Origin of the sequence: Crossiella sp. CA198 (genome assembly GCF_052078295.1) — a bacterium.
GTDB lineage: Bacteria > Actinomycetota > Actinomycetes > Mycobacteriales > Pseudonocardiaceae > Crossiella.
The window spans coordinates 58957-70461 of the sequence record NZ_JBQJIM010000014.1; the positions used below are offsets into that span (position 1 = coordinate 58957).

An 11505-nucleotide genomic window follows, 5' to 3' on the forward strand; every position below is an offset into this window, starting at 1 on the left:
CGTCGTTAGGGCGGACATGAGCGAAGCCTTGCTCCTCGAAGACGGGACCGTGCTGAACCTGCTCCGCCGCGGCGACCCGGCCGCCCCGCTGACCGTGCTGTTCGCCCACGGCTACGCCCTGGACCACCGGGAATGGCACCGCCAGCTCGGCGTGCTCGAAACCGCGGTGGCCCGGCCGGTGCAACTGCTCGCCTACGACCACCGCGGCCACGGCGAGTCCAGCCCCGCCACTCCGGAGACCGCCACCATCGACCAGCTGGCCGACGACCTGGCCGTGGTCATCGAACGCGCCGTGCCCAGCGGCCGGGTGGTGCTGGTCGCGCACTCCATGGGCGGGATGGCCGCGCTGGCGCTGGCGGTGCGGCGCCCGAGGCTGTTCTCCCAGCGGATCGGCGGCCTGGTGCTGCTCTCCACCGCGGCCGGCGGCTTCGCCGAGACCAACCTGGGCCTGGCCCAGCCGGTGGGCAGACTGGTGCACGAGCTGGAACGGCTGTTCGGCCCGGTGGTGCGCAAGGTCCGAGAGAAGATCGAACCGGCCAAGACCGCCGGCCTGCGCTGGTTCCTCTTCGGCGCGGCCCCACGGGCCGAGGACGTGGACCTGACCGCGGACATGGTGTGGTCGAACTGGCCGGAGACGGTGGCCCAGTTCAAACCCGCGCTGGACCGGCACGACCGGCAGGCCGCGATGGCGGTGGTGGAGGGCGCCCCGCTGGGCGGCGCGGAAATCGTGATCATGACCGGCGACCAGGACCGGTTGTGCCCGACCAGCCATGTCGCGGAGATCGCGAAGGTGCTCGGCGGAGGGGAGCAGGTGATCGTCCAGGGCGCGGGCCACATGCTGCCGCTGGAACACCCGGACGAGGTCACCGGCCGAATCGCGACCCTGGTGGACCGGCTGCCGTAGTCGATCAAGCCGCTGAACAGGGGCGAGCTTGCTTGGCTTGCGTTCTTTGCTGACTCGATTACTTCAGTGATGGCTGAAATCAAGCGAAACGCGAAAGGAAGGCAAACCGCCTCGAAGGGGAGTGGCCCGGCGAGTGAGGGGTGCGCCGGGCCATCAGGGTCGCGGCCGTCCGCGCCGGGTGGGCGGTTGCCTACCGCTCCTCGTCCTGCTGCCCGGGCCGCGCGATCGGGAAGAAGATCGGGCTCACCAGGTACGGAGCCCGGTCCGCCGCGGCCTGGTTGCCCGCCCGCGCCCGCAGCAACGCCACCATCTCACCCGCCAGCTCCGTCATCTCAGCCGTGCTCAGCCACAGCGTCCCCTGCTTGTACCCCACCCCATCGGCGGGCGGATTGGCCCCGTCGCGGTCCAGGTACGCGTTGAACTCCGCCAGCAGGGCCGCCATCGCCGCCGCGAAGCCGTGCCGGTGATCATCCAGCGTCATCGCCGCGGCGGCCGCGGGATCGACCAGGGTGCGGTCCTGGCGAAGCCGGTAGTGGCGTTCGACCGCGCCGTGCACGCGTTGTTCGTCGGCGACCTCCAGGATGCCGCCCTCGGCGAGTAGGCCGACGTGCCGGTACAGGGTGGTTTTGGGCACGTCGGGGAGCTGGGCGCACAGGTCGGAGGTGGTGACGGTGCGGCCGCCGGACAGGCACCAGGTGATGCGCAGCCGGACCGGGTGCAGCAGCAGGTCGAGGGTGTCCACCCGGCCTACGATCCCACATCTGGTACCGTTCCCAAAGTTGGAAACGCGCAGAGGGGGTTCCCGGTGAGCACGAACATCTCCACCCAGGCCAGGCTCAGCGATCAGGCGGTGCTGCCATTGCACACACTCGATCCGGCCGCGCCACTCGACGATCTGGGCTGGCTGGACGAGGTGATCGGCGACGCGCGGGTGGTCGCGATCGGCGAAAGCTCGCACTACAGCACCGAGTTCCCGCGGCTGCGGCACCGCGTGCTGCGCTACCTGGTGCAGCGGCACGGGTTCGTCGCAGGCACCGAGGAGAACGGGTTCGTCCAGGGACAGCTGGTGCACGACTGGATCAACGGCGGCCCCGGCGCGGTCGGCACGGTCATGGCCGACGGGTTCGGCTCGCTGACCGGGTTGTGGCGGCCGGTCCGGCTCCAGCTGGAATGGCTGCGCGAGCACAACCGCACCGCGGCGGAGCCGGTCCGCTACTACGGCATCGACCTCGGCGGCTCCAACGTGACCCCGCTGCCCAGCCTGGACGCCGTGCTCGGCTACCTCGCCGAGGCCGATCCCGGCTACCGGCCCGACCCGGTGCTCCGGGAGATCGCGCTGACCTTCGCCGCCACCTCCGCCTTCGGCATCCCGGCCGCGGTGGGCGGGTACGGCGCACTCGAACCGGAGCGCAAGAACACGCTCACCGCCGGACTCGCCGGACTGCTCGCCCGCCTGGCCGCCAGGCGGATCGACTACACCGCCCGCACCGGCGCCGAGTCCTACCAGCGGGCCCAGCGCGCGCTGCACGCCGCCATCACCCTGGACGTGATGGTGCGCGCGATGGCCCAGGGCGACCTGGAAACCGCCTCACTCAGCCGCGAGGCCACCCTGGCCGACACCGTGGAGTGGGTGCTGCGCCGGGAGGACCGGATCGTGCTCGGCGCGCACAACGGGCACGTGCAACGGGTCCCCGGCGCGATCCCGGGCACGCCGCCGATGACCGGCCTCGGCGTGCACCTGGCCGACCGGCTGGGCGCGGACTACCGGACGATCGGCACCACCTCGGGCAGCGGCCAGGTGCTGGGCAGTGGCTTCTTCGCAGGCGAGTTCTTCGAGGAACTGCCCGAACCCCGGCCAGGCAGCCTGGACGCGCTGATGGCGGCCAGTCACGACGGTCCCTTCGCCGTCAACCTGCGCACGCTGGGCGAGGCCGACCGGCAGGCCGTGCGCGCGGCCGGCCAGCACCGCAACGGCACCTACTACAACGAGCTGGACCCCCTGGTCGCCTACGACGCGCTGGTGCACGTCCCGGTGGTCAGCGCGGGCGAGCCGGACGCCGAGGCGCTGGCCGCCTCGCCGCCGGAGGTGCGCGAGATGTTCGCCAAGTGGCAGGGCAGCGGCGGCTGATCGGCCAGAATCGCGGTCATGCGCGAGGTTGAGGGACGGACGGTGGCCCTGCCCGACGGACGGCGGCTGGGCTACTACGAGTTCGGCGACCCGGCGGGCCTGCCCTGCGTGTACTCGCCGGGCTGGCCTGCCTCCGGTCTGCTGGGCGGGGTCTACGACGAGACGGCCCGCGCGGCCGGGGTGCGCTGGCTCTCGGTGGACAAACCTGGTTGCGGCGCCTCGGATTTCGACCCGCGCCGCTCGCTGGCCCGCTACGCCGCCGACCTCGCCTGCCTCGCCGATCACCTCGGCCTGGCCAGGTTCGCCGCGGTGGGGGAGTCCGGCGGCGGCCCGCACGCCCTGGCCATGGCGCACGCGCTGCCGGACCGGCTGACCAGCACGATCCTGCTGGCCGCCATCGGACCAGGGCACGAAAGCCAGGTGCGCCAAGGCATGCGCGGCGGCAACCGCTGGTTGTTCCTGCTCGCCCAGCACGCGCCCTGGCTGCTGCGCCTGCAGCTGGGCGGGCTGAGCAGGCTGGTGCGCGACCCGGCCGGGGCCCGCAGGTTCGAGCAGTCGATGCTGCGCCGCGCCTCGCCCGCGGACCGGGCCGCCCTCCACGGGGTGGACACCGGCTGGCTGGCCGGGGCAGCCGCGGGCGCGTTGCGGGACGGCGGTCGCGCGGCGGCCCAGGAGCTGGTCATGATCGCCCGGCCGTGGGGGTTCGCGCTGAGCGAGATCACCGCGCCGGTACTGGCCTGGCACGGTGATCAGGACACCAACGTGCCGCTGCCGGTGGCCCGGCGGCTGGCGGACACGCTGCCGGACTGCACGCTGCGGGTGATCCAGGGACAGGCGCACGGCGTCGGCCTGGTGGTCCGGGATGAGGTGATGGCCGCGATCCGGGCCGCTGGCTAGGACCGCCCGCGAACAGCGGAGACCAGCACGACCCGCAGAATTCTCTTGTCACGATCACTTCAGTGTCGAGTGAAATCAACTCCAGCAAACCGAACCCATCCCAAACCCGCCGGAGAGCAGGCAAATCGGCTTGCCCTCGCCGCGAGGATCGACCCATGGCCCAACCCACCTTGCACACCCCTCGGCTCACCCTCGTGCCACTGGCCGAGGAGCACCTCGACCTGGAGATCGAGCTGGACGCCGACCCAGAGGTGATGCGCTACCTCGGCGGCCGGGCGCACTCCCGCGCCGAGGTCGAGCAGTCGCACCGCAGGCGGCTCGCCGCCGCGCGGAAGGTGCCCGGTCTCGGGTTCTGGGCTGGTTTCGCCGAGGACGGGTTCGTCGGCTGGTGGATCCTGCAGCCACCGCACGGGCCGGACCAGCCCGAGGTCGACGGCGAGGCCGATCTCGGCTACCGGTTGCTGCGCAGCCGATGGCGCCGCGGCTATGCCGGCGAGGGCGCCCGCGAGCTGATCCGCTACGGCTTCACCGAGGCCGGGCTCGACCGGATCTTCGCCCAGACCCTGGCCGGCAACACCGCCTCCCGGGCGACCATGACCGCCGTCGGGCTCTCGTTCGTGCGGGCCTTCCACTCCGGCGGACAGGACGAGGTCGAGTACGAGATCACCCGGACCAGCTGGCAGCGCGGCGCACCGGCCTCCCCCTGACGCGGGAGCCGTTTCGCCCTGTGGCGGGAGTTCGCCGCCCCGCGCCCCGGCGAGGCTGGTGCCGGAGGTGGGCGATGATGGCTTGGCCGGAGTGGACGCCGTACGCGGCGGCAGCCTGGGTGGTGGGGTACGCGGGCTTGAACCAGGTGCTCGACGGTCCCTGGATCGTCCTTGGCCTGGCCCCGGTCGCGGTGGTGATCGCCGTGGCCGCGATCCGGCCCCGCGGTGGCCGGCTGGTGCCGGCCGGGGCGTGGCTGATGAGCGCGCTGGCGTTGGCAGCGGGGATGTTCACGGTGATCTCGGTGGTGGCGTTCGTGATCTCCGGGATGCTGGCGGACTGGCCGGGGCTGCTGCGACAGGTGGGTGCGCTGGTGGGGGCGGGGCTGTTCGCGGCGACGGCGGTGTCCTATCAGCGGCGCAGTCGTGGGGTGTGCGGCCGGTGTGGTGAGCCGGGGGAGGCGGGGCCGGTTTCGGGGCGGGTGCGCCGGATCGGCTACCTCGGCATTGCCGCGTTTGTGCCGTATGTGGTGCTGAAGTCGTGGTGGGCGGCGGGATTCGGCGCTGGTCCGGAGCTGACCGAGGGCTTGTACGGCTTGCTGGCGCGCTACGGCGTGGACGCGACCGCGGTCGCCGCGGTGGTGGGCATGGTGCTGTTGCTGGCGCTGGCGCGGCCGTGGGGGGAGCGGTTGCCGCGGTGGCTGGTGCTGGGGCCTGCCTGGCTGGGGGCGTTGCTCGGGCCGTACGGGGTGGTGGGGCTGGGGTGGGTGCTGCTGGTGGTGCTCGGGGTGTTGCCGGGCAGTGCGGAGGCGCCGCTGTGGGTGGCGCTGGTGGGTGCGGTGGGCTTCGCCGGGTTCGGGCTCGCCCTGGCGGTGACGGCGGTGTCGTATCAGCGGCGGACCCGGCGGAGTTGCCGTACCCATAATTCTTTCTTGACTCGATAAGTTCAGTGTCAACTGAAATTAATCACTCAAAAACCAAGAAAAGACCCTGCCCAGAGGCAGGATGGGTGCCAGACTGCCGTGGTGGTTTCCGAATACGCCCAGAGCGACCAGTTCCGCGGTGCCCGTATCCACCTGTGCGATCTCGCCGGCCTGGAGATCCGCGATTGCGAGGTGGACGGTCTGAAGATCGTCGACTGCTACGGCAGCGAGGTCTACCTCGGTGGCGCCTTCGAGCGCGTCGTGGTCAACGACGTCGACGTGACCGCCTACGTCGAGGCCGAGCTGGACCGCCTGCATCCCGCACGGGTGCTGGCGCGGGATGCGGCCTCCCCCGAGGACTACCGGGCCGCGTGGGCGGCCGTCGAGTCCCGGTGGAACGCGACCCTGGCCCGGGCGAGGCTGTTGCCCGAGGCGACACTGCACGAGCGGGTCGGCGGCGAGTGGTCCCTGGTCGAGACCCAGCGGCATCTGCTGTTCGCCAGTGACGCCTGGCTCGGCAGCGCCGTGCTGGAGGAGGAAGCGCCCTACCACCCGTTGGGCTTCCCAGCCGGGGGAATGCCGCCCGAGGCGGCGGCGAAGCTCGGCCTCACCCTCGATGCCACCCCGGCCCTGGACGAGGTGCTCGCGCCGCGGCTGGCCCGGATGGCCGCGATGCGGCGGGTCGTCGATGGGCTCACCGCGGCCGAACTCGACCGGGTGTGCGGTCGTAAGCCGGCGGATCCGTATCCCGACCAGGAGTACGTCGTGCGCCGCTGCCTCAAGGTGGTGCTGAAGGAAGAGGCCGAGCACCACCGTTACGCGGTGCGGGACCTCGCGGTGCTTGAGGCAGGTGTGTCTGGCGAGCCTTCGGCCCGGGGGTGAAGGTCGGGCTAGATGATGATCCCGGGTAGGCCGGCGTGGGCCGGTCGGCGTTTGCGGCGGAGCCAGACCTTGCGGGTGCCGTCGGAGAACAGCAGTACCCTGGACAGCTCCCACCCGGCGAACTCGGCGTGGATGGCGAGCTGGGTGGCCGCCGCGCGCCGGGAGACTCCCGGGGGGATGCGCAGCGGCTGGTACTCCCAGTCTCCGTCGACCACCGCCTCGTTGGCAGCAGCACTCATGGTTGCACCACCTGTACCCCTCCTCCGTCCGCGGAGGCGACCAGTACGCGTCCGCTCTTCGGATCCACCGTCACCGAGTTGGGCTGGTGCACGGTGGCAAAGCGATACTTCTCCTCCGGCGAGCCGGCGGCGACGTTGTAGCCGACCACCTCGTCGCGTTCGGTGAGGGTGATCCACGCGAGGTCCCTGGTGCGGTCGTAGGCGATCCCGTAGGGCGCCCCTGGCACGGGGTAGCGCTGGCGCATGATCAGTGGGTTCGTGGAGAAGGCGAGCAGTTCGCCGCCGCGGGTGTCCACGGCCAGGACGCGGCCGAAGCGGTCGGTGACCGCGTGGGTGGTGGCATCGCCCGCGCGCAGGCCCGCGCCCAGTTCGCCGGTGGCGGGGTCGACCTCGATGACGGCGGTGCGCAGTTCGTCGAGGACGACGACCTTCTTGCCCGCGGGCAGGACGGCGCTGACGCCGCGGAAGCCTTCGTTGATGGTGCGTTCGAGCTTGCCCGCGGAGTTGAGCACGGCGATGCCCTGGCCGGGTTCACGCAGCGCGACGATGGTGCGGTCGCCGACCTGGGTGGCCGAGAGCGGGCCGCCGCTGACCTCGAAGGTCTCGGCGGCGCCTGCGGGCAGGGTGATGCGGAGGAGTTTTCCGTTGGCGCGCACCGGTGCCAGGAGTTTTCCGTCCACAAGGGAGAGTTGGTCGACCGGGCCGGGCAGCGGGATTTCCCGGGGGGTGGCGGTGAGGTTGTCGGCCGGGTAGAGCAGCAGCCGGGCGGGGTCGGTGACCGCGATGGCGACCGTTCGGGTGGTCTCGTCCAGGGTGAGGGCGGTGGCCTTGCCCGGTAGCGGCGTGACGGTGCCCGCGGGGATCGCGCCGCGGGCCGCGGCGACCGCGGGGCCTGCGGGGATGACCTCGTCGGGTGGCTGTTCGTTGGTGCTGCTCTGGCTTGTTGAACAGGCCGTGAGCAGGACTGTTCCGGTAAGCAGGGCCGCCATCAGCCGACGCACTCGTTTCCTCCCGTGTTGACCGCGGTGCGTTCAGCATCCCGGAAGTTCACGCGCTCGTCACGTTCCGGGTGTGAACAACTCCACGACTTGTAACTCGTAGTAGTTGTTGAACGAAGTATTACCGTGTTGGCCGTATCGACCCCGAACCGCCCCGTCCGTTGAAGGAGCCCTCGATGAACAGCACCGGCTCGCGGGGTTCCTTTGTGCTGGAAGGGCTGCGGGTGGGGGAGCACGCGCACGGTCACGGGCACCTGGCCGATGGCCGGGAGTTCTCGTTCGTGTTGCGGCATGGGGTTGCCCGGTTGGTGGTCTATCGGGCGGATGCGCCCGCGGTGCCGGGGCGGGCGCATGTGGAGCTGACCTGGGAGGCTCCGGTGGATGGGGTGGCGCCGAGGGACCGGCGGGCGGTGGGGGCGTTGTTGCGGTCGATGCTCACGGCAGCGGGCGTTCCGGATAGCTGAGTTCGACCGCGCTGACGTCGTCGAGGGCGGCGCGGATGGCCGGGGGCAGGGTGAGTTCCTCGGCGGCGAGGCAGCCGGTGAGCTGGGCGGTGTCGCGGGCGCCGATGACGGGGGCGATGACCTGGGGGCGGTCCCGGACCCAGGCGAGGGCGACGGCCAGGGGTGAGGTGCCCAGGCCGTCGGCGGCGGTGGCCACGGCCTGGACGATGCGGGCGGTGCGTTCGGTGCGGTGGTGTTCGACGTAGGGGGCGTAGTGCGGGCTGGCGCCGCGGGAGTCGGCTGGGGTGCCGTTGCGGTATTTGCCGGTGAGCACGCCGCGGCCGAGTGGGGCCCAGGGGAGCAGGCCGAGTCCGTGGTGGGTGGCGGCGGGGATGACCTCGCGTTCGACGCCGCGTTCCAGGAGTGAGTATTCGACCTGGGTGGAGATCAGTGGGGCTGGGCTGTGCTGGGCGTGCTGGCGGGCGGCGGCGGTGGCGGTTTGCCAGCCGGAGTAGTTGGAGATGCCGGTGTAGCGGACTTTGCCGCTGGTGACGGCGGTGTCGAGGGCGGCGAGGGTTTCCTCGATGGGGGTGCTGGCGTCCCAGGCGTGTAGTTGCCAGAGGTCGATGTGGTCGGTGTTGAGGCGGCGTAGTGAGTCGTGCAGGGCGGTGAGCAGGGCGCCGCGGGAGGCGCCGCCGCCGAAGGGGCCTTCGGTGCGGCGGGCGACGGCTTTGGTGGCCAGCACGATGTCGGTGCGCGGGATGGCCTCGGTGAGCAGGCTGCCGAGGATTTCCTCGGCGAGTCCGTCGTTGTAGACATCGGCGGTGTCGACGAGGGTGCCGCCGGCTTCGCAGAAGGCGAGCAGCAGGTTGGCGGCTTCGTCGGCGTCGGTGTCGCGTCCCCAGGACATGGTGCCGAGGGCCGTGCGGGAGACCCGGAGGCCGCTGCGGCCGAGCTGTCGCTGTTCCACGCCGCACAACCCTAGGTGCTTGGTGAGCCTGTTGTGGGTACCTGGGCCGTGGTGGCGGGTCACTCGGTCGTGTGACCGGTGTCACGGTGGCCTACCCGGTTTGTTACTAGCGAGTAAGGTTCGGCGAGTGCGACTTGGGCTGAACCTCGGATATTGGGGCGCCGGTAACGACGCCGAGAACCTCGACCTGGCCAAGGAGGCCGACCGGCTCGGCTACTCCGTGGTCTGGGCCGCGGAGGCCTATGGCTCCGACGCGCCCACCGTGCTGAGCTGGATCGCCGCGCAGACCGAACGCATCGACGTCGGTTCCGCGGTCTTCCAGATCCCGGCGCGGACCCCGGCGATGGCCGCGATGACCGCGGCGACCCTGGACACCCTCTCCGACGGCCGGTTCCGGATGGGACTGGGCGTGTCCGGACCGCAGGTCTCGGAGGGCTGGCACGGCGTGCGTTTCGACAAGCCGCTGGGCCGGACCCGGGAGTACGTGGAGATCGTGCGCAAGGCACTGGCCAGGGAGCGGCTGAAGTACGAGGGGCGGCACTACACGCTGCCGCTGCCGGATGGTCCCGGCAAGGCGCTGACGCTGACCGTGCACCCCGCGCGTGAGCACATCCCGATCTACCTGGCCTCGATCGGTCCGAAGAACCTGGAGCTGACCGGCGAGATCGCCGATGGCTGGCTCGGGGTGTTCTTCTCCCCTGAGCACTCCGCGGAGAGCCTGGAGTCGATCCGGGTCGGCCGGGAGCGGGCGGGCAAGACCATGGCGGGCTTCGACGTCGTGCCGACCGTGCCGCTGGTGGTCGGGGAGGACTGGCAGGCCTGCGCGGACAAGGTCCGGCCGTACGCCTCGCTGTACCTGGGCGGGATGGGCAGCAAGCAGAAGAACTTCTACAAGGACCTGGCCACCAGGATGGGCTTCGGCGAGCAGGCCCAGGAGGTGCAGGACAAGTTCCTGGCCAAGGACTACGAGGGCGCGCTGGCCGCGGTGCCGCTGGAGTTCATCGACGCCACCTCGCTGCTGGGGCCCAAGGAGCGGATCACCGAGCGGATCAAGGCTTTCGCGCAGGCGGGGGTCACCACGCTGACCGTTTCGGCGATGCTGCAAGATCTTGACGAGGCGACGCTGTCCCTTCGCGTCGCGGTCGAAGCCTTGGAAGCAGCTGGAGTGGGGTAAGTGGCGCATCATCTCGCGGTCGCCGACCGGGTCATCGAATCAGTTGGCGACCGCGGGATGGTGGTCTGAGCCATGACCTGGCTGGAAGCCCTCGTCCTCGGCGTGGTCCAGGGGCTGACCGAGATGCTGCCGATCTCCAGTTCCGGTCACCTGCGGATCGTCTCGGAGTTGTTCTTCGGGCGGGACGCGGGCGCGAGTTTCACCGCGGTGACCCAGCTGGGCACCGAGGCGGCGGTGCTGATCTATTTCGCCAAGGACATCTTCCGCCTGGTGGGCACCTGGTTCCGCGGGTTCGGCAACGCCGCGGTGCGTCAGACCCAGGACTACCGGCTGGCCTGGTACGTGATCATCGGCACCATCCCGATCAGTGTGCTGGGGCTGCTGTTCAAGGAGCAGATCCGCACCAGCGGCCGCAACCTGTGGGTCGTGGGCACCACACTGGTGGTGTTCGGGCTGGTGCTGGGCGCGGCGGAGTTGTACGGCAGGCAGAAGCGCACGGTGGAGCAGATGACGCTCAAGGACGGCCTGATCATGGGCTGTGCGCAGGCGATGGCGCTGGTGCCGGGGGTCTCACGCTCGGGTGGCACGATCACGGCGGGTCTGTTCATCGGGTTGAACCGGGCGGCGGCGACCCGGTATTCGTTCCTGCTGGCCATCCCGGCTGTGGTGGCGGCGGGGATCTTCTCGCTGCCGGATGTCTTCGAGCGGGCCGGGGCGAACGCGCCGAGCATCGCGCAGATGATCGTGGCCACCGTGGTGGCCTTCGCCATCGGCTATGTGACCATCGCCTGGCTGCTGAAGTTCGTGGCCAAGCACAGCGTGTACGTCTTCGTCTGGTACCGGGTGGTGCTGGGCCTGTTCGTGCTGGCGATGCTGTCCTCGGGTTACATGTCGGCGACCTGACCCTCGGCGCGGCGGGTGCAGGTGCCCAGGCAGCGCCGGTAGGCCTGTTCGGCCTGGGCCCGGCAGGCCCGGTTCTGTTCCCGGCACTTGACCGCGGGCGTTCCGCTGCGCAGGCAGCGGTCGTAGGCGAGGTCGCAGTTGCGGCGGCTGTCCTCGTACTTGCGGCGGCAGTTGTCCGTGCACGGACCGGCGGCCAGGTCCTCGGCGCAGGCGGCCACCGGTGCGGCGGCGGGTGCGGCGGAGGCGGCCGGGGCCAGGAACAGGGTGCTGAGGGCGGCGAGGGCGAGCAGGCCGCGGGCCAGGCGAGTGCTGTTCGACATGTCTTCGTTCCTAGCAGCCG

The 11505-nt window shown here is 71.0% G+C and carries 14 protein-coding genes; 9 read left to right on the forward strand and 5 right to left on the reverse strand.

Annotated features, from left to right (window positions below; all coding sequences use genetic code 11):
* Positions 1-16: 16 nt before the first annotated feature.
* The gene (locus ACTOWY_RS23540) at positions 17-904 is read left to right on the forward strand and encodes an alpha/beta fold hydrolase (protein WP_441311824.1); all 888 of its coding nucleotides are present in this window, start codon (positions 17-19) and stop codon (positions 902-904) included.
* Between the two features lie 190 nt (positions 905-1094).
* Here ACTOWY_RS23540 and ACTOWY_RS23545 read toward each other — a convergent pair whose 3' ends face one another.
* Positions 1095-1646: a helix-turn-helix domain-containing protein gene (locus tag ACTOWY_RS23545; RefSeq protein WP_441311825.1), complete on the reverse strand. Its 552-nt coding sequence runs from the start codon at positions 1644-1646 to the stop codon at positions 1095-1097.
* A gap of 63 nt (positions 1647-1709) precedes the next feature.
* On the opposite strand from ACTOWY_RS23545, the gene ACTOWY_RS23550 reads away from it, so the two are divergent.
* The 5 genes from ACTOWY_RS23550 (at position 1710) to ACTOWY_RS23570 (ending at position 6438) form a co-directional block, all read left to right on the forward strand.
* Positions 1710-3032: an erythromycin esterase family protein gene (locus ACTOWY_RS23550; protein WP_441311826.1), complete on the forward strand. Its 1323-nt coding sequence runs from the start codon at positions 1710-1712 to the stop codon at positions 3030-3032.
* Between the two features lie 18 nt (positions 3033-3050).
* Positions 3051-3929: an alpha/beta fold hydrolase gene (locus ACTOWY_RS23555; protein ID WP_441311827.1), complete on the forward strand. Its 879-nt coding sequence runs from the start codon at positions 3051-3053 to the stop codon at positions 3927-3929.
* A gap of 155 nt (positions 3930-4084) precedes the next feature.
* A complete protein-coding gene (locus ACTOWY_RS23560) occupies positions 4085-4636 on the forward strand; it encodes a GNAT family N-acetyltransferase (RefSeq protein WP_441311828.1) in 552 nt (183 codons plus the stop codon).
* Positions 4637-4713: 77 nt separating this feature from the next.
* Positions 4714-5577, forward strand: a complete 864-nt coding sequence (locus ACTOWY_RS23565) for a hypothetical protein (RefSeq protein WP_441311829.1) — start codon at positions 4714-4716, stop codon at positions 5575-5577.
* A gap of 81 nt (positions 5578-5658) precedes the next feature.
* Positions 5659-6438: a DinB family protein gene (locus ACTOWY_RS23570; RefSeq protein WP_441311830.1), complete on the forward strand. Its 780-nt coding sequence runs from the start codon at positions 5659-5661 to the stop codon at positions 6436-6438.
* Between the two features lie 8 nt (positions 6439-6446).
* Here the strand turns inward: ACTOWY_RS23570 and ACTOWY_RS23575 are convergent, their stop codons facing one another.
* Together ACTOWY_RS23575 and ACTOWY_RS23580 are read right to left on the reverse strand one after the other, a co-directional pair.
* Positions 6447-6677, reverse strand: a complete 231-nt coding sequence (locus ACTOWY_RS23575; protein ID WP_441311831.1) for a DUF5703 family protein — start codon at positions 6675-6677, stop codon at positions 6447-6449.
* Positions 6674-7666, reverse strand: a complete 993-nt coding sequence (locus ACTOWY_RS23580; protein ID WP_441311832.1) for a YncE family protein — start codon at positions 7664-7666, stop codon at positions 6674-6676. The genes ACTOWY_RS23575 and ACTOWY_RS23580 overlap by 4 nt, the downstream gene beginning before the upstream one ends.
* Positions 7667-7851: 185 nt before the next feature.
* On the opposite strand from ACTOWY_RS23580, the gene ACTOWY_RS23585 reads away from it, so the two are divergent.
* The gene (locus ACTOWY_RS23585) at positions 7852-8139 is read left to right on the forward strand and encodes a hypothetical protein (RefSeq protein WP_441311833.1); all 288 of its coding nucleotides are present in this window, start codon (positions 7852-7854) and stop codon (positions 8137-8139) included.
* On the opposite strand, the gene ACTOWY_RS23590 is transcribed toward ACTOWY_RS23585, so the two are convergent.
* Positions 8111-9088: an aldo/keto reductase gene (locus ACTOWY_RS23590; protein WP_441311834.1), complete on the reverse strand. Its 978-nt coding sequence runs from the start codon at positions 9086-9088 to the stop codon at positions 8111-8113. The two genes, ACTOWY_RS23585 and ACTOWY_RS23590, sit on opposite strands and share 29 nt — an antisense overlap.
* A 127-nt stretch (positions 9089-9215) precedes the next feature.
* On the opposite strand from ACTOWY_RS23590, the gene ACTOWY_RS23595 reads away from it, so the two are divergent.
* Positions 9216-10262, forward strand: a complete 1047-nt coding sequence (locus tag ACTOWY_RS23595; RefSeq protein WP_441311835.1) for an LLM class F420-dependent oxidoreductase — start codon at positions 9216-9218, stop codon at positions 10260-10262.
* A 72-nt stretch (positions 10263-10334) separates the two neighbouring features.
* Positions 10335-11165, forward strand: coding sequence for an undecaprenyl-diphosphate phosphatase (locus ACTOWY_RS23600; protein ID WP_441311836.1), 831 nt, complete (start codon positions 10335-10337; stop codon positions 11163-11165).
* Here the strand turns inward: ACTOWY_RS23600 and ACTOWY_RS23605 are convergent.
* Complete coding sequence (locus tag ACTOWY_RS23605) at positions 11147-11485, reverse strand: hypothetical protein (protein ID WP_441311837.1); 339 nt, start codon at positions 11483-11485, stop codon at positions 11147-11149. The two genes, ACTOWY_RS23600 and ACTOWY_RS23605, sit on opposite strands and share 19 nt — an antisense overlap.
* Positions 11486-11505: the final 20 nt, after the last annotated feature.